The sequence below is a fragment of the Bacteroidota bacterium genome, from assembly GCA_020402865.1.
Taxonomy (GTDB): Bacteria; Bacteroidota; Bacteroidia; order Palsa-965; family Palsa-965.
In genome coordinates, this window is sequence record JADBYT010000018.1 from 1 (window position 1) to 17803 (window position 17803).

Genomic DNA, 17803 nt, shown 5'->3' on the forward strand with positions numbered 1-17803 from the left:
CCGGCGGGGCTTTCGCTTCCTGAAGGGGCCGATCTTCTGCCAATTGCTGATGGCCGATGAAATCAACCGCGCCTCGCCCCGCACGCAATCCGCCCTTTTGCAGGCCATGCAGGAACAGCGCACTCATGGACATCAGCGATTTTAAAGGCCGCCCGGTGCTGGCGCTCGATGTGTGGGAACATGCCTATTATCTCCACTACCAGAACCGCCGCCCCGATTATATCAATGCATTCTGGAATGTGGTAAACTGGGATAAGGCCGGTGAGTTGTTTGCCAATGGGTAAGTAAATTCTTTAACATGATACCCGCTCTCATTCTGCTTTTTCTGCACAGTGTACTTGCCGTATTCGCTATACGCGTATTGAACAAAAGCCATGTGTTTACTGAGCGTGTGCGAAAGACCCATCAGTGGCTTTGCCTGCTTGTGCCTTTTTTGTGGAGCCTTTTTACGCTGGCCGCTTCCAGGTCAAAAGCTCCTGAAGTAATGGCCAGCCATGTACGCAGACGAGTACGCTCCGATGAATCGCCGGAAATGACAGGTAATTACGTCGGCTGATTTGCAGCAGGAAAACGTTTATAAATATGACCATTGCTGATGTGTTGGCCGGCAAAGCCACCAAACCCAAACAAAAAACGGAATTGCTGAGCAGTATGCTGCTCAACAAACAAATTACACCCGCTCAGCTTACTGAGTTTGCAGCATCAGCAAAAGACCCGGCAAAAGCCACCTGCATTGAGGCACTTGAGTTTGCCACTATGCAGCAGCCTGAAATTGCAGATGAAGCGGCTTTTTCATTCGTAATTACCACACTGGCAGCCAAAGCGCCCCGCATTAAATGGGAATCGGCAAAAGTGATTGGTAATACGGCATCACTTTTCCCAAACAAACTCGACGAAGCCATTGCCGCATTGCTGGGCAATACTACACACACCGGCACCGTAGTGCGCTGGAGCGCGGCATTTGCCCTCAGCGAAATACTCAAACTCGGCACCCCACATCAGAAATCATTGCGCCCTGCGCTGGAACAGGTGTGCGAAAAGGAAGAAAAAAACAGCATCCGCAAAATTTACCTCGCTGCATTCAAAAAAGCGGGCAAATAACTTACCTCATGCCGCTCCTCACCGAAAACCAAACCATAACCCGCCAAACCTACACCGAAACCGGCTTCCCCAAAGGCGAATACATGGCCTGCACATTTGAGCACTGCGACTTTTCAAAAGCAAATCTTTCTGCGGTTGATTTTGTCGATTGCCGCTTCCTGCACTGCAACCTCTCGCTGGCCGATGTAAAAAACACAGCCTTCAAAAACTGCATATTCGAACACAGTAAAGTAACAGGCGTAAATTTCGGCGAATGCAATCCCTTTATGTTTTCGGTTGCCTTCCTGCACAGCATACTCGATTACTCGGTATTCTTCAAACAGAAAATGAAGAAAACCGTGTTCACCTCCTGCTCGCTCAAACAAACCGATTTCGAAGAAACCGACCTCACTGAGGCGGTGTTTGACAATTGCGATTTAACCGGGGCCAATTTTTACAAAACCATTCTCGATAAAGCCGACCTGCGCACCGCCTCCAGTTTTGACATTGACCCCGAACAAAACAAACTCAAAAAAGCCCGCTTCTCGCTCACTTCACTGCCGGGTTTGCTGGGGAAATACGACCTGAAAATTGAACCTTAATAAAGCCTTCCCCGGCATTTTTCACCAAAATTCCAGCGTGGCAGTGCCAAAACCGGCCCTCACGCCCACTCCCACACTGAAAAAAACCTTACCTTTGCTGTTCAATCTTCTACGATCATGACATCGTTAACCATCTTAGGTGCTTTCGGTTTGGGAACCGGAGAATTAGTAATCATCCTCGTTGTGGTACTGCTTCTTTTCGGCGGCACCAAAATTCCGCAGCTTATGCGCGGTCTGGGCCGGGGTGTAAAAGAGTTTAAAGACGCTTCAAAAGGCGTTGACAGCAACACGCCTGAACAGAAAAAAGATTAATTCAACAACCCGCGCCCGCAGGCCGGATTGATTCATGCACAGCGGGCTTACCACGTATGGCATCGCCTGTGAATTCCTATTCTTCTCTTGCCGCCGTTCGTGCGGATTTATTCAGCGGCCGTGTAACCTGCGCCGCATTGGTTGAGGCATATATCGAGCGCATTGCGGCCAATACGCACCTCAACATTTTCCTCGAAGTTTTTGCCGACACCGCCCGCGCGCAGGCCAAAGCGGTTGATGCCAAAGTAGCCGCCGGTACTGCCGGTGCGCTTGCAGGCATGGTGATCGGCCTCAAAGACAATATCTGCGTAAACGGGCACAAGGTCTCGGCCTCGTCAAAAATCCTCGAAGGCTTTGTTTCGCCCTACACATCTACCGTGGCGCAACGCCTGCTCGATGCCGATGCCATAATCATTGGCCGCACCAATTGCGACGAGTTTGCCATGGGCAGCTCCAACGAAAACTCGGCTTTTGGCACCGTAAAAAACCCGCACGACATTACCCGCGTACCCGGCGGCTCATCGGGCGGTTCGGCAGCAGCCGTGGCGGCCGATCTCTGTCTGGCCACACTCGGCACTGATACCGGAGGCTCAATCCGTCAGCCAGCCTCGTTTTGCGGCGTGGTTGGGCTTAAGCCTACTTACGGACGGGTATCGCGCTGGGGCATCATTGCCTACGCTTCGTCGTTCGATCAGGTGGGGCCCATTACTAAAAATGTGGACGATGCCGCTGCCATTCTCGAAGTCATTGCCGGTATGGATGAATACGACGGCACACTGTCGTCGCAGCCGGTTGAGACTTACACGCAAAAGCTCGATGCGCCCAAAGCCTTACGCATTGCTGTGCTCGACGAAGGCCTGAACAGCGAAGGGCTCGACACCGAAATACGCGCCACCATGCACAAGCGTATTGAGCAGCTGCGCGCGCTCGGCCACACGGTAGAAACGGTGAAGTTTCCCTATCTCGATTACCTCGTGCCTGCGTACTACGTGCTCACCACTGCCGAGGCATCAAGCAACCTCGCCCGTTTCGACGGCATCCGCTACGGCTACCGCAGCCCCAATGCCACCGACCTCGAATCAACCTACAAAAAATCGCGCAGCGAAGGCTTCGGGCCTGAGGTAAAACGCCGCATCATGCTGGGCACTTTTGTACTCAGCGCCGGCTTCTACGATGCTTATTACTCCAAAGGCCAGAAAGTACGCCGCCTGCTGCGCGACAAAACCAACGAAATTCTGGCGCAGTACGATGCCATTTTGCTGCCCAGCACGCCCGGAGCAGCATTCCAGTTCGGCGCCAACTCCGCCGATCCCATCAAAATGTACCTCGAAGACATTTTCACCGTGCAAGCTAACCTCACGGGCATTCCGGCCATTTCAGTTCCCGCCGGTAAAACCGCTGCCGGTTTGCCTTTCGGGGTACAGCTGATGAGTGCCAATTTTACCGAGAGCAAATTGCTGGCACTGGCTAAGGTGGTGGAAGCGTTGGGGTAAAGAATTGTAAGTAAGAAATCACGAAAACAACCCGAAAAGCATAATTCAATCATAGAACCAGCAGCAGGCAAAACCGGCTGCTGGTTTTTTATTTGTGTTTTCTGTATTAGCAAGCTGTTTTTCAGGCTGCACGCGGCGTAATCTTTAATACAGGTGTTAAGAAGTGGATGTAGTACAAAAAAGCTTATTTTGTACTTGAAAACAAGTAGGCTTTGTTTTCTGTCAACCTCAACCAGAAATAACTTAACACGAAGAAAAATCTGCGTTACATGTTTACGTAAACGATTTGACTTCATCTATAAAACTCCTTTGTGCGGGTATTGCCAGCACAACTACTGTATTACGTAATCAAAAAAGGTATGAACGAATTAAAATGTATGTTTTGGAATGTGCGGAATCTTACGCTTCAAATGAGCCGGAAAGGAAAACAAGGAGGACTCATTAAGCCTAATCAAAGGATTAATGCTATTTGCAAATTAATGGTGAGCTACGACCTTAATTTTTTGCTTGAAACTGGAGATAAAAGAATTGATTATCAAATTAAACAATATATAAAATATCAAATAGGGGCTAAATATCAATTATTAACTATAGACACTTTCGGGGAATCGTATTTTATCATTTATGACGAAAAAAAATGCTGTTTTGATCAAAACGGTCTTTTTGGTTTGACAACGATTAAATCAACGAAAATTCGGCAGGGCTTTTGGGTTAAACTAAAACAGACCAACTTGGTTTTTGCCGTATTACACGCCCCATCTCCTTCTATGCGAGTAGAAGATAGAGCACAAGTTATACAGGCCGCAAAACAGCAACTTTTAACGGCACGTCAACAAAAATATAATGTAATATTTTTTGGCGACTTAAATTTCAAACGAACAGAGTATGGTAAAATTCGGGAGAGCTTAAACCCTGATTTTACGCATAGAGGCCCTTTTGAACTTGACAACACCACACCATTAAAAACAAGCTTAAAAACATTTCGGACAATAATTAAAAGTGGTGACGAAGAAAGTCAGCCTTATGATCAGGTTTGGCTCAGCAAAGCAAACGTTGGCGAACCACAAATAAACCTTAAAAATGTTAAGAAACCAGAAAACGTGTATTCAATATTAACATTTCCGGTGACTATAGAATTTATTGAAAATGGGCTGTTAAAAGATTTAGAAGATGATGTCAAAAACTATTGTAGTTATTTATATTTAAAAACAAAAAGACATCAATATAACGGGTCGTTTGTGTCCCTGAGTCATGAACTCGGTTATTTGCAAACATCAATACAAGACTATAAGAAATTATATACATCAAAAACATACTTACTAAGTGCAACAATAAAAAAAACGTGGCAAGAAATAGATGAATTGTTGATCTATTTTTCAAATAAAAGAATAATAAAATATCGAAATGAAGGTAGTCTTGATTTTTCAATTTCTGAATTAAAAAAAGCTAAATTATCACGTTATCAATATGAAACAGTAGTCAAAGATATTATTAGTACAAGAAAAAAGATCGATATAATATCCGCCTATTTGGAGGATAAGGATGATAAAGTAAAGGATCTTAATGCAGCCTGCTTTGAATACGGCATGAGCGACCACTTTCCTATTGAATTTACTGTTCAGTATTGATTAAGCCTCATAAGTCATTGTTGCAGCATCATTCTCATTTAATCTTCAACACGCATTCAGATGGTATTTAGCGAAATAGAAGCGAAGGTAAAAAACCAATTAGCAGGCAGCACGTTTTTCATTACGCAGAACGATTTGCCGGGCATTGCCACAGAAAAGATGTTTCGTGATTTTTTCCCGACACTTCGGCTCGACCTTACACTTGTTAACGCAGCGTATTCTGAATCGGAAATAGTGGTAAGCGGAACCTTGCAGCAGGAGTTTTTGGGCGTTTCGAATTTACGGGCGCAATTATTTTTCAGTGTAAAGGATGATTCTCCCCGACTTCGCATACGGTTCAGCAATTTTCCCGAAGACTGGCACATAGCAAAAAGCATCCCTTTGCTTGCAGATACAGCCGTAGCCGAGCCGCCTTATTTTCAGCCGGTATTTGAGCTTGATTCCGCAAATGAAAATCCGTTACCGGAAGATTTTCAGCTTCCTTGGGGGTATAAACCCGACCCGATTATTGCTGAAACCAGTATTAAGCGAGGTCTCACATTCGAGGCAAAAGTTGCGCTAAGAAATTTACCCCCGTCGTTTTCATGGCTGGCGCTTTCAAGTACAGTTGAGCATATAACTATAGGCGGGCCAATTGAAATAAGAGACGGATTCCCGAAACTTTGGTTCAGCAGCAGTAGTTGGGATTTTGGCATAAATGATATGACACTGCCGCTGGTTTTGCAAGTGGTGGCATTGCTGCCCGATGGTAATGCCTTTCGGGGCAATGATGTTCCTGTTGACTTTGGCCGGCTTGAAACATACATCAACAGAACGCTTAACGGGCAGTTGTTCCGTATTCCGCTTGCGGCTTCTTTTGGCGCAATGCAAACGCTGTTTCTAAACCTCGAAAGCGATTTCGGGATAAATACTCAGCCATTATTACTGAGTGACCTTGCCGCGTTAATCGGGCTTCCTGAGGCTGATTCGCTTTTCCCGGAATTTTTTCCGCAGCCGGAAAATCTTTCACTTCAAAAAATCGGGTTCGATCTTCTTACAGATCCTCCCGGCTTGCAAAGTGCGTATGCCGAAATAGCAACCTCGTCGGTAATCCGGCTTTTTACCAACCGGCTTGTGCTTTCCGGAATGAGCGCCAAATTTATTCTGAGTGCCGATGAAGATGGGTTGCCCTCAGGCAGCGCAGTGCTCTTTATGAAAGCAGCATTTCTGGGCAACGAAATGGAGGGTTACCTTACACTTCCTCAGGGCGATTTGGGCTGCTACATTGCCGAAGGTCAAACGGTTGATCTCAAGCCACTGGTTCAGAACATACTGGGTGTTGAACTTGACGAAATGCCTGACGCGGTTTGTACCGACTTCAATTTCGGAGCAAGTGTAACCGAGCAAACGTTTTCCCTGTCGGGAGAAATACAGCAGAACTGGAATATTAATCTTGGTGGTGAAGTTGCTGTATTTAAAAAGCTACAGTTTGAAATACAACGTGATCGAGAAGAACTTCCTGCAGAAACAGAAGAAGCGCCGATTGTTTACACTTACCCGGTTTCCGGCCGTATATACGGAGAGCTTCAAATTGACGAAATTCTGTTTTATGCCAGTGCCTATCTAAATTCTGCAGCAGAGGGCTGGGTGTTTGAATGCGGAAATTACGAAGGCGATTTACCGGTAACTAAACTTGTAAATAGTGTAGGCAACGCATTTGGAGCAACAGCCGAGTTTCCGATACCCGATGTGTCGGTGTATAACTTGAAGCTAAGGTTTGAAAAAAACACAAAGCACTTTAGCATTAAAGCGTATGTAAAAACCAACGAACCAATAAGTATCGGGCCTGCTGTTTTTAATGTGATTACGTTTATTGACCTGAACAGTAAAAAAAATCCGGCCACTGGAAAAACGTCAATTGCCGGTAATATCGAATGCCGGATTGCTATCGGCGAAGCCTTGTTCACCGTCTCGTACGTCATCGGGAACAACAAATTACTTTCAGGCGCGTGGCAAACGACTGATGGAGAAACAATATCGCTTGCAGATTTTGTAGCATTATTTGGAATTGATGCCTTACCGGAGTTGCCGGTTGATTTTCACTTTTCAAAGGCATCGTTTTCGTATAGAAGCGATAAAAAAGAATTTACATTAGCCGCAGTTTCCGATGAATTTGGAGATGCCTCACTTCGCGCATTTCAGGACACGAATAAAAAATGGTGTTTTGAATTTGCTATGAAATTGGGCAGTATCACCAAACTACCGGTTATTGGCGAACAGCTTAAAGAACTGGGTGATATTGTAAAAGAGGTAAGTCTTCAGATCAATTCGCCGGCAGGTACAAAACCATATCATGTTGCTCTTGGCGTAGGAGTCGGGTTGCCTGAAGAGTTGAACATGCTGTTTGGCGCCGATAAAAACGGAGCACCAAAATACCGCATTTTCAAAACATACGATTCACAAAATCCGGGCTATACAATTATTGATACACGTTTCACCCGAAACGAAACCGGAACCCGGCTTCAGTTGCTTGACAGTCCGTTGCAAAGTGTAGATGCCGTTGTGCAAAACGGTAAAACCTGGCTGCCATTTGATTTTGGTGATTGTGGCGCTGGCCGCATCGAAATGCCGACGTTTAGCTATAACGAGGCCGCCCGAAGTTTTTCTGCCTCAGGAGGATTTGAAATTACACGCACACTTGCCATTCCTCTCAGACTACTAAAAAGCCTTTTACAGAATTGTGGCCTGGATGTTTTGAATAAAGCATTGCCTGATACGATTCCGCTGCGCGATATACGACTTGTGGATGCAAGCGGGAATTTCCGCTTTTCCGAATTGAATGTGCCGCCGGCCGTTGCAGACGTGCTTAAAATAATTAACAGCAGAACCGATAAGCTGCCAGATCGTTTCAAGGCATACTTCAATATCGCTATACCCAAAGCGCTTTCGTTTGAAATAGCCTATGGGCAAGGCCTCAGCAACCTTATGCTGAAGCTGGCTGTACCAGATGAAAATGAACCGGTGCGAATTTTATTGTTTGCTTCCGGCGCATTTATCGGCCTTGAGTTAAAGAGCATTTTAGTTGGAGAAGCCGTAAGGGGCAAAATGATGGTGCTTGAAGTGGATGCCAAGATTGATTTTTTTGATATTCCCACACTCCTCGCGGCTGCGCTTATTCCCTCCGGATTTGAGCAGATATTACCCCCAACAGCCAGCCTGCATAAAACGATTGTATTAAAAAAACTGCTTTCTGTTATTGCCATTGGCGCCGCTAATCCAATGCCTGTGCCGGTGTTTTATGATGAACTGAGTTTGAATTATTCTGGTTTCGAAGGATTTCAGATACGGTCAGAATTTCGTTTTCCCAAACCATCGGGCGGAGCTCAAGGGCTTGCCGGTGTGTTGCAACAGATGACTGATTTTCTTCTCAAACCCGGCTTTCTGCTCGATCCGAATAAATCGCCATTTATCACGCCGGTTAATTTTACCCTAGGGCCACAATATGTGAAACTACCGAACTATCTCGGACAGGTTACACTGGGTGAAACGAGCAATTTAATTTCAGTGGCGGTATATGAAAACATTGCACATGGCTTAAACTGGCTAAAAACATTCAGAATAGAGGAGCTCATACGAAGTATTCCCATTGATAAGCGGGTGGGTAGTTTGAGCTTTTCTTTTGCATTCTTTTCGTTTAATGCAGCATGGCTGGTGACCACCGGGAAAGAACTAAAAGACGGAGCATATCAGAAAATTAATCTTTCAACAACCGATATAGAAAGTGTTGTACGTCCGCTATCAATATCGCCCTCTGCACAAGACAAGTCTCTTGCAGTGTTTCTGAAAGGACAGGCAAATCTCGGATTCGTTAAACTCGATGCCGTTTACGGGTTGCTCGGATCGCCATTGAGCAACTTCGCAAGTGCATTTCGATACACTGGCACATTCATCGATTTTCTGGCCGCATCATTTGCCGGTTATGTTACAATTGACCCTGGGGCAAAAGCAAACCAATGGTTTATCATGGGCGGAGCCGCCGATTTGAAAATCGGACAGACATCAGTAATTAAAGGAACGTTCTCTGTAAGCCCTGCCGCATTTAATGTGCAGGCACAACTTGATCTATTCCCGGATAATCCATTGGTGCGTATTACCGGCGAGGTGAGCGGCGCACTTTCCAAAACAAAGTTTGAGCTAGCCGGAAAAACGGCTGTTAAGATTGGCGGGGTTAATCTGATGGATGGTACAGTAAGCATAACAGCAACCGGATTTATTATTTCCGGGAAGTGGCTTACAATGCAGCAACAGTTCAGGATTGTTGAAAGAGCCGGGTTCCCGGAATTATCAGGCACTACTTCTTTTAATGTAGAACTTGATCTTGATCTTTTGGAGCTTGACAGCGTCCTGGGCCTGATTCCCGGCTTATCCGGACGGGTAAATATGTCGAGAATTAAAACTGCAGTAACAATGAACACCACAATTACCAAAAAGGGATTTCATTCCTCAGTAAGCGGCAAGTTTGATTTTGCGGGCAAGTCTTTAAGCTTTGCTTCCTTTACACTTACCGTTGCACCCTCTTCAATTGAGGAAGTGGCCGAAAAAGTAGCACGAGAGGTAGCTGCAATTATTGAAAACATGGCTGTAGATTTTGCAGCAATTATTAATATGGCTGCTGGTCAAATTGTTAATGCTGCGGAAGAAACTGCAGCGTTTACAGTTAACGCGGCAAATGCCGCTTACCGTGAAGGAGAGAAGCTTGTGAATAATGCAGAGATTGCAGGCCGCCTTACTATAGATGCAGCAGGCGTTGCTGCAAACGCAGTGAGCAATACCGCGCAGGATGTAGCCAAAGAAATAGCTCAGATCGGACAGGAAATAAGTAATGTAAAGGGTCTGGCAACGAGTATCAGTAATGCGGCTGTAAATACGTTGAGCTCAGGCATAGGAAGTATTAAATCAGGATTCACAAGCATCGGCGGTTTTGCCACAAGCATTGGCAAAACGGCAATATCAGCAATAGGAGATTTTTTCGATGATCTTTTTTGAGGTTGCCAGGCAAGGCTAGCTACCATCAAGCATACACAGAATTGTTCTCCGCGAAGCGGGAATCAAAAAACAGAATTGAAAAACAGTAACAAAAAGACAGTTTATGACCACAATAATCATCAAACAGAAAATCAGCTCTCCAAAGGTAAAGGCAGAGGTAAAGAATGTGGTAGATGCAGCTAAATTGCGAATTGATAAAGCAGAAAAAATAACACGAGAAACACAAAAGCCAGAGGCTATTATTGAACAGGCTAAACAAAAAGCCAGCGAAATAGAAGCAAAGGCGCTTCTGCAGGCCACAAAGGTGAAAGCTGACGCTGAGAAAATTCTTATAGAAAATGAGGCCTTACTGGCGTCCAAGAAAAACGAACTTAAAGCGGCAGAAACAGAACTTTTGAAAGCGAAAGAAAAGCAGGAAAGAACATCTCAGATTAACGGACTGCTGCAACTTACCAACGATCTTACGCGCGTATGGTGGGATAAAGGAAGTGGGGCAAAAGGCAGTATTTCATTGTATATACCTGATCCTGAAAAGGGCTATGCAATTCTCGGCCACACCGGTTATCCGAGCTATAAAGCGCCTAAAAGCAGTTTTGGCGTAATTACATTTAACACTAAAAACAGTTTTATTAAATGGAAACATCCGGTTGACTATGAAAGGGTTTGGAAAGATTCCGGCTCAGGTGCTGATCAGGATGGTGCAATATGGCGCCCAATCCCGCCATCAGGCTATGTGGCCATGGGCATGATGGCTTCGCGCGGACACAGCAACAAACCGTCTGAAAAAGCCATGGTATGTATCGAAAAAAAATTCACGAAAGCGATCAAAGCGGATAAGTCGTGTTTACTCTGGAACGACAAAGGCTCTGGTGCCGACAGAAATGTATCCCTTTGGTTTAATTCGCAACTGGGCACCTTCTGGGCACACGCCAGCCATCGTGTGCCATCAGGCGAAGTTATTCATGTGTTTGATATGGAAATGATTGAAAAGACATTATCGCAATAGCGTACTGCTCCCCAAACAGATCAGCGTATTAATCATTACCCGGTATAGCAATGTGCATGAAATCTCTTAACACTCTTTAACCCAAAACATTCGACGAACGCCCCTTGCACATCTCCCTCAAAATGCGATATTTGTAAAACAAGGCATACCACAACGGTATGCTTTTTCGTTGAATACAAGGAATTTAACCCAGAAACGGCCAATGACATTACGCTTCCTGCCACTGCTTGCCGCACTGCTGCTTGCCTGCTCCGTTCAGGCGCAACAACCCGATCCGCCGCGCTTTCCCGACGATCAGGTGGCTGCAATGCTGGATAGTCTGGCGCGTAAATCATACCTGGCGCGTTTGCCCCGGCAGCCGCAACGGCAGGGCAATAAGTTTCACTATGCGGCTGATTCCGTGCCCCGCCCCGATGCCGTGGTGATGGAAGCCCGCCTGGGCCGACTCAACAGCCAGTCGCCATTTGATCTTGTGTATAACAACGATGTGCAGGCCTACATTAATCTCTATACCCTGCGCAAACGGGCTTCGGTGGAGAAAATGCTGGCGCTTTCGCAGTTGTACTATCCCATGTTCGAGCAGCAGCTCGACAAATACAATCTCCCGCTCGAACTTAAACACCTTGCCGTTATCGAATCGGCGCTCAACCCTTCGGCTACATCCAAAGCCGGTGCACGCGGCCTCTGGCAGTTTATGTACACCACCGGCAAAATGTACGGCCTTGAGGTGACTTCCTATGTGGATGAGCGTTGTGATCCGTACAAATCCACCCAGGCCGCCTGCGAATACCTCAAAGCTCTTTACGGCATGTTTGGCGACTGGCAAATGGTACTTGCGGCTTATAACAGCGGGCCGGGAACAGTTAACCGAGCCATCCGTCGCGCAGGTGGCGGCAAAAAAACATATTGGGAAATTCGCCCTTTTCTTCCACTTGAAACGCAAGGCTATGTGCCCGCATTCATCGCTGCCAATTACGTAATGAATTACCATGCAGAGCACAACCTCTTTGCCTCCGTGCCCCGCAAAACATTTATTGAAGTAGATACGGTAGCTGTGAAGCAGCAACTTACTTTCGGACAAATAGAAGCCGTGCTGGGTGTGCCGGTTGATGAGCTGCAGTTCCTCAACCCCATGTATAAACTGGGTGTGATTCCGCTATCGCTCAACGAGCCTTATACGCTGGTGCTGCCGGCCTCTAAAGTGGGCAACTTCGTAGCCAACGAAGAAGCCATTTATAATTACATCAAAAAAGACAGCACCCTTGCCGCCGATACATACGTGCAGGTGAAAAAAGTACACACAGTGAAAAAGGGCGAACAAATAAGCACCATTGCCCGACGCTATAAATGCACCGTGGCCGACATACGCGCATGGAATAACTTAAAGAGCAACACGCTGCGTCCCGGACAAAAACTCACCATTTATACGCCCGTAAAAAGTCCCGCCACTGCAGCCCCCGAAACCACCACGCAGACACCGGCGGCTACCACGCAGCCAACACAAACAACTTCGCAGCCCCCGGCTACTGTAAAACCAGCTACCGGATCCTTTACATACTACACCGTAAAAAACGGCGATAACCTCTGGAAAATAGCCCAGAAATACGGCACCACGGTTGACGAAATCAAAAAGCTGAACGGATTCGGAGCGAACTATAAACTCTATGCCGGGCAGAAAATTAAAGTGAAGAAAAACTAAGCAGCGTTTACGTCTGTTTACCCTGCATGCGTGCCGATGATCTGAAATTGCTGGGACTGCCCGCCAACTGCAGCGAAGAGGCTATTCGGAAAGCCTACCGTAAACGCGCGTTTCAGCTTCACCCCGATACATCTGCCGATCCTGCATCAAAAGACAAGTTCAATGCGCTGGTGGAAGCCTACGAGCGTCTGCTCGCCAACAACTATCCGCCTGATCCGCTTAAACCGGTTGCCGCCCGCCGTAAATCGGCCACGTATCATGCTATTTACCGCAAAAAGCAGGAGTCACTTACTCGGCGACAAAAATTCTGGCGCAAAACGGGTGCAGTGATCTACCGCATTTTTACACCGGTACTGTTTCTGCTGCTGTTTCTGCTTACGCCGCTCTGGCTTATGCTCATTCCGGTTATTCCGTGGATGCAGGAAAGGTGGAGGAGGAGATAACTCACCGCACCGGCAGCATCATCTTCCGCGTATCCGCATCCGCCTCACAAAGTCGTCGTTTTGATTCAGCATCTATCCAGGCCGGAAGCGAATCACGGCTGCACCAAAGACCAGGAATAATAACATGGTTTTTTAATGCGGGATGATAGGCGCGATAAACCCATGTGGGCACAATTTCGGCCGATTTCAATGCAATTTTCCCGGTGGTGAAATTTTTTTCAAGAGTGAGGGTGAGAATTACACCCGCATCGGTGTAGCGCCAGTATTGGTTGGAGATGAAATTGCCCAGCGACCAGGCTACAAGGCCGGTGTCGAGTGTGGCACCGTTTTGAGTTTTGAATTTTTGCATGGGCCCAACCACGTGCGGATGAGCGCCGATAATGAGGTCGGCTCCGGCTGCTGCGGTATAGCGGAACATACTGTCTTGTTTTGCTGTTGGCTCGCCACGATTTTCGATGCCCCAGTGAAAAAAGACAAGGACTAATTCAGCGCCGTTTTTACGCGCGCGTGCAATGTCTGTTTTCACAAGTGTGCTGTCTTCTACATTGAGCATCCACTTATGTGCCGCGCTCGGATAAGCACCGTTTGTGCCGTAGGTGTAGTTTAAAACGGCCATACGCGTGCCTTTAATTTCCGCAATGCGAATGGAGTCGCGGTCGGCAGCAGAGGTGTGTGTGCCGGTGTAGCCGAGGCCGTTTTTACTAATCTGTTCAATGGTGCGGAGCAGGCCGTTTTCGCCGGTGTCCATGCTGTGGTTGTTGGCGGTAACCAGAAAATCAAAACCGGCCGCTTTCAGCGCACTGATATACGCATCAGGCGAATTGAAGGCCGGATAGCCGGCGTAAGGCATGCGGGTACCAGCCGTAGTGGTTTCCAGATTGCCAATTGTAAAATCGGCCGCCGCCAGCGCGGGTTGAATTTCGGCAAAGCTGCCGGTGAAATCATATTGACCATCGGCCCGCAACGCATTTTTGGTTTGCGGCAAATGGCACATCAGGTCGCCAGTCAGGTTGATGGTAAATGTAACCACCGAATCGGGCATTGCTGCCAAAGATGAAGCGTGAGGTGCCCGCGAAGACACATTTATCGCAGTGTCTTCAGCCAGCAAGATGCCGCCCACAACAAACACAATTTGAGATACACAAAGGTATTGTACTAGGTTTTGGCGGATATTTAATAATGCAATCATGGTGCAGTTTCTTGGGGTAAAAATAAGGCCAAGCCTCCATCTTTACGTTGAATTTCAGGAATAAACCGGACAAAACATGTATTTACATGAAAATATCGGGCCCGATCTTGCATTTCCCGATTTTTTAATTCAACTTAGTGTTTCATAAAAAACCCAACCACAAGTAATTACGTTTATATAAACGTACTTTTTTTCTAAGAACTCAACGCAAAACAATACAAATATGAAAAAGTCACTCCTCCTGATTCCCGCCGCAGCACTGGTTTTCGGCCTCGGAAGCTGTAAAAAAGAAGAAGCCGCTTCAGGCGATATTCAGTCGGTATCATCGGTTTATAAAGCCGTTGTATTTGAATACTCAGCCACCTGGTGCGGCCCTTGCGGTCAGTATGGCTACCCGGCTATGCACGACCTCATGGCAGAATATAAGTACAAAACAGTAGGTGTATTCATGCACCCCAGCGATGATATCGTAAGTCAGGAGCCTACCGGTATGGATGACATTATCGACTTCTTCGGCTTCTCTGGTACACCGGCATCGGCTGTAAACACTGGCGAAGATACCTATCCGACCTACCTTGAGCCCAAAGTAACACAGGCGCTTGCTGCCAACCCGACCGCTAAAGCAGGTATCGGCATCAGCAAAAGCATTTCGGGCAACGTAGTTACCGTAAACACCAAAACCGTATTCTTTGAAGACGTAACCGGCACCTACAACCTGGCCGTGTATGTAACCGAAGATAAGATTATGGAACAGCAGAATGGTCAAACCGCTGCTGAAGTAGAGCACAACGATATTCTCCGTGCTATTGCCGACGGAAAAGCATTTGGAACACTCTGCGCTACCAATCCTACCAAAGGCAGCAAAGTTGATGGTACATACACCATTACCGTTCCCCAGTCGCGCAACAAAGACAATCTGCATGTAGTGGCTATTCTCTACAAAATGGAAAACAACCAGCCCACAGCCGTTCTTAACGCCAACAAGTTTTAAGTAAAGGCCGCTGCGGTAAACACAACCTTTAAAAAAGCCGCCCCGACAATCGGGGCGGCTTTTTTTGCCCTTTTTCGTGCGTAAAAAGTTGTTTCTTAGGCAAATTCTGAAAGTCTGACCATTGTCAAAGCGGAAAATATGAACTGACACAAAGAACTTTGTTATATTTGATTTGCTCAACAAACACGTATTCATTAATTAAATCACTCCCCGGATGAAAATCAAATCCTTTCTGCTTCTTCTGCTGTGCGCACTCATTTTTGTGCCCGATCTGAATGCAGAAGAAATGAAAAAGAAAAAGCGCCGCAAGAAAAAGAAAAAGAAAAAGGAACTTGCCTTTATGCAGGGTCAGATTGGAGGTCAGGTAGCTGCCGGTTTCCTCATGCGTCCGAACTATAACAAAGCTGATTATGCCATTTACGGCACCAATACAGTTGATGCCGGTTTTCCGTTTGGCGTGCGTGCCGAGTTTGGCGTGGCACCCGTGTTTGGGATTGGCGCCGGCTTTGGTATGTATAAAGACAAGGTAACGATTGGTGATGTAACTGTGCCCGAAAACGTATATGGGTACGAGCATAAATACACCATGCTTTTCCTGCGTCCGGCCTTTCATGCACCGTTAAACAACAGTAAGCTTGATGTGTATGCCGCATTGCCGATAGGCTTTACGGCCATTAAAGCCACACCATTTGGGAACAACAATTTCGTGCAGCAACCACTCAAAGGCGGATTTGCCTGGGCGGTAATGGCTGGCACCAATTTCTACTTCACCAAAAATATCGGTGTGTTTGCCGAAGGCGGCTATGGGCAGAATCTTCCCATTATTAATGCCGGGCTCTCGGTGAAATTTTAATTTTAGCCGCACTCATTCAAACCGGAATCAGCTAATGGTTCCGGTTTTTTTGTGATTAGGCCGAAGCAATAGTGCTGAAACGATACCCGCAGAAACGATTTATTATAAATAATTCAAACAAATAAATACAAAACAAAACCCGAGATCAGACATTTATGTTAAATATACGCAACCCCTATATTAAATCTCTTGCACGGTTAACTTGTTAAACTTAAGGCTAATATCATTTAGAACATTTCAGATTTGCATTGTTGGGCACATCCGGTTTCCTGTAAATTTACCGCAAAACGAACCACGGAATCAGTCAGAGCAGTTACTTCCGTAAAAGTCCAATTGTCAAGTCCTTGCTTAGAATAAACAATGAACCAGCCAATGGAGAGCAGCCACTAAGCATATCAAACACCGGTGGAAATAGGATATGTTTGGGATTAATGTTGAATTTGCAAAAGCAAGATAGCGGGCTTATTAACTGATTTGAAATTCCGAAAAGAGCACAGAATGGGCAGTTGTAAGCGTCTGCTTCTTGAAAGTACTCGTTGTGTAGCAACATTTATTCGTAGTTTAGTATTTCGTATTGAGCCTGAAAATGGCATAACACGTTATTGATTTCCTAATGACTTAATAATCGCTAAGTATTAACTCATGAAAAAAGCGCCGCTTTTCATTTTATCTGTTGCACTTACACTCTTTGTGAACAGCTGTAAAAAGGAAGAACTGGAACAGAAAATCAACAACGTTTCTTCAACGTACAAGCCCTTAGTGATTAAGTTTGCTGCAACCTGGTGCTATGCTTGTGGTTCCCAAGGCTATCCGCATTTTCAAGAAATTATGAATCAGCATGGGAGCACAATTACCGTGCTTAACATAAATGCTGATGACGCGATCAATTCCGGGACTCCTCCGGGGTCAAGTGAACTAAGGACGTTCTATAACGTTCCTTATGTACCTTATTGCGCTGTAAACACAAGTGCCGGCTTCAGCCCGTGGCCGATTCAAATTAACGACACCATCGAATTTGCAAGAGCTCAGCATCCAAAAGCTAAAGCCGGTATTGGTTTTTCAATGAAAATAGAAGGTAATAACGCAGTTATCACCACCAAAACGGTTGCTTTCGAAGCACTCACAGGTCGCTACAGCCTTGCTGTTTATCTCACAGAAGACAATATTGTTCAAGAGCAGAACGGTCTTTTAGACGGCCCCGGTCATTTTGATCACATTTTCCGAGCAGCAGAAAGCGGACAGCCTTGGGGCGATCCCATCATCACAAGCTCTTGTGAGGCAGGTGCAGTATTCGATAAAACACATACCATTGCTATTTCGGCCGACGTTCGTGATCGCAACAACCTGCACCCGGTTGTAGTATTGTACAAAATCAACCCGGCTACCTCATTGCCGGTTGATGTGATTAACTCAAACCATAACTAAGAAAATTTTATTTCATTCTATTATAACTCCGAAGCCGTAGTGGTTTCGGAGTTTTTT

At 46.1% G+C, this 17803-nt stretch carries 15 protein-coding genes; 14 read left to right on the top strand and 1 reads right to left on the bottom strand.

Translation table 11 applies throughout. From position 1 onward, the window contains the following. The first annotated feature begins 56 nt into the window (after positions 1-56). The 11 genes from IM638_13020 to IM638_13070 all read left to right on the top strand — a co-directional run bounded on the left by IM638_13020 (position 57) and on the right by IM638_13070 (position 13288). Complete coding sequence (locus IM638_13020) at positions 57-284, top strand: Fe-Mn family superoxide dismutase (GenBank protein ID MCA6363954.1); 228 nt, start codon at positions 57-59, stop codon at positions 282-284. A 14-nt stretch (positions 285-298) separates the two neighbouring features. Next, positions 299-556, top strand: a complete 258-nt coding sequence (locus IM638_13025) for a hypothetical protein (protein MCA6363955.1) — start codon at positions 299-301, stop codon at positions 554-556. Positions 557-582: 26 nt separating this feature from the next. After that, on the top strand, positions 583-1101 hold the full coding sequence (locus IM638_13030) for a hypothetical protein (GenBank protein MCA6363956.1): 519 nt from the start codon (positions 583-585) through the stop codon (positions 1099-1101). Between the two features lie 8 nt (positions 1102-1109). Next, positions 1110-1682, top strand: coding sequence for a pentapeptide repeat-containing protein (locus IM638_13035; protein ID MCA6363957.1), 573 nt, complete (start codon positions 1110-1112; stop codon positions 1680-1682). Between the two features lie 117 nt (positions 1683-1799). Beyond that, entirely contained in the window at positions 1800-1994 is a 195-nt protein-coding gene (locus tag IM638_13040; protein ID MCA6363958.1) for a twin-arginine translocase TatA/TatE family subunit, read from the top strand. Between the two features lie 68 nt (positions 1995-2062). After that, positions 2063-3487 carry an Asp-tRNA(Asn)/Glu-tRNA(Gln) amidotransferase subunit GatA gene (gatA, locus tag IM638_13045; GenBank protein MCA6363959.1) on the top strand — a complete coding sequence of 475 codons (1425 nt, stop codon included), beginning with the start codon at positions 2063-2065 and terminating at the stop codon, positions 3485-3487. Positions 3488-3846: 359 nt separating this feature from the next. Further along, positions 3847-5115 carry a hypothetical protein gene (locus IM638_13050; GenBank protein ID MCA6363960.1) on the top strand — a complete coding sequence of 423 codons (1269 nt, stop codon included), beginning with the start codon at positions 3847-3849 and terminating at the stop codon, positions 5113-5115. 60 nt (positions 5116-5175) lie between these two features. Next, the gene (locus tag IM638_13055) at positions 5176-10140 is read left to right on the top strand and encodes a hypothetical protein (protein ID MCA6363961.1); all 4965 of its coding nucleotides are present in this window, start codon (positions 5176-5178) and stop codon (positions 10138-10140) included. Between the two features lie 103 nt (positions 10141-10243). Further along, positions 10244-11146 (top strand): Vps62-related protein, encoded by a 903-nt coding sequence (locus IM638_13060; protein MCA6363962.1) that lies wholly within the window; start codon positions 10244-10246, stop codon positions 11144-11146. Between the two features lie 202 nt (positions 11147-11348). Continuing rightward, on the top strand, positions 11349-12845 hold the full coding sequence (locus IM638_13065) for a LysM peptidoglycan-binding domain-containing protein (protein MCA6363963.1): 1497 nt from the start codon (positions 11349-11351) through the stop codon (positions 12843-12845). Between the two features lie 26 nt (positions 12846-12871). Continuing rightward, positions 12872-13288, top strand: coding sequence for a J domain-containing protein (locus tag IM638_13070; GenBank protein ID MCA6363964.1), 417 nt, complete (start codon positions 12872-12874; stop codon positions 13286-13288). Position 13289: 1 nt separating this feature from the next. Here IM638_13070 and IM638_13075 read toward each other — a convergent pair whose 3' ends face one another. Next, positions 13290-14477, bottom strand: a complete 1188-nt coding sequence (locus IM638_13075) for a CapA family protein (GenBank protein MCA6363965.1) — start codon at positions 14475-14477, stop codon at positions 13290-13292. Between the two features lie 223 nt (positions 14478-14700). Between IM638_13075 and IM638_13080 the strand changes: the two genes are divergently transcribed. From IM638_13080 to IM638_13090, 3 genes are all read left to right on the top strand, one after another. Next, positions 14701-15468 carry an Omp28-related outer membrane protein gene (locus IM638_13080; protein ID MCA6363966.1) on the top strand — a complete coding sequence of 256 codons (768 nt, stop codon included), beginning with the start codon at positions 14701-14703 and terminating at the stop codon, positions 15466-15468. A gap of 214 nt (positions 15469-15682) precedes the next feature. Beyond that, a complete protein-coding gene (locus tag IM638_13085; GenBank protein MCA6363967.1) occupies positions 15683-16321 on the top strand; it encodes an outer membrane beta-barrel protein in 639 nt (212 codons plus the stop codon). Between the two features lie 642 nt (positions 16322-16963). Continuing rightward, positions 16964-17746 (top strand): Omp28-related outer membrane protein, encoded by a 783-nt coding sequence (locus tag IM638_13090; GenBank protein ID MCA6363968.1) that lies wholly within the window; start codon positions 16964-16966, stop codon positions 17744-17746. The last annotated feature ends 57 nt before the right edge of the window (positions 17747-17803 follow it).

Excerpts from the sequence above, each read along its gene's own strand:
- IM638_13020 (MCA6363954.1), top strand. The coding sequence starts at position 57 with ATGAAATCAACCGCGCCTCGCCCCGCACGCAATCCGCCCTTTTGCAGG.
- IM638_13025 (MCA6363955.1), top strand. The coding sequence starts at position 299 with ATGATACCCGCTCTCATTCTGCTTTTTCTGCACAGTGTACTTGCCGTA.
- IM638_13030 (MCA6363956.1), top strand. The coding sequence starts at position 583 with ATGACCATTGCTGATGTGTTGGCCGGCAAAGCCACCAAACCCAAACAA.
- IM638_13035 (MCA6363957.1), top strand. The coding sequence starts at position 1,110 with ATGCCGCTCCTCACCGAAAACCAAACCATAACCCGCCAAACCTACACC.
- IM638_13040 (MCA6363958.1), top strand. The coding sequence starts at position 1,800 with ATGACATCGTTAACCATCTTAGGTGCTTTCGGTTTGGGAACCGGAGAA.
- IM638_13050 (MCA6363960.1), top strand. The coding sequence starts at position 3,847 with ATGAACGAATTAAAATGTATGTTTTGGAATGTGCGGAATCTTACGCTT.
- IM638_13055 (MCA6363961.1), top strand. The coding sequence starts at position 5,176 with ATGGTATTTAGCGAAATAGAAGCGAAGGTAAAAAACCAATTAGCAGGC.
- IM638_13060 (MCA6363962.1), top strand. The coding sequence starts at position 10,244 with ATGACCACAATAATCATCAAACAGAAAATCAGCTCTCCAAAGGTAAAG.
- IM638_13065 (MCA6363963.1), top strand. The coding sequence starts at position 11,349 with ATGACATTACGCTTCCTGCCACTGCTTGCCGCACTGCTGCTTGCCTGC.
- IM638_13070 (MCA6363964.1), top strand. The coding sequence starts at position 12,872 with ATGCGTGCCGATGATCTGAAATTGCTGGGACTGCCCGCCAACTGCAGC.
- IM638_13075 (MCA6363965.1), bottom strand. The coding sequence starts at position 14,477 with ATGATTGCATTATTAAATATCCGCCAAAACCTAGTACAATACCTTTGT.
- IM638_13080 (MCA6363966.1), top strand. The coding sequence starts at position 14,701 with ATGAAAAAGTCACTCCTCCTGATTCCCGCCGCAGCACTGGTTTTCGGC.
- IM638_13085 (MCA6363967.1), top strand. The coding sequence starts at position 15,683 with ATGAAAATCAAATCCTTTCTGCTTCTTCTGCTGTGCGCACTCATTTTT.
- IM638_13090 (MCA6363968.1), top strand. The coding sequence starts at position 16,964 with ATGAAAAAAGCGCCGCTTTTCATTTTATCTGTTGCACTTACACTCTTT.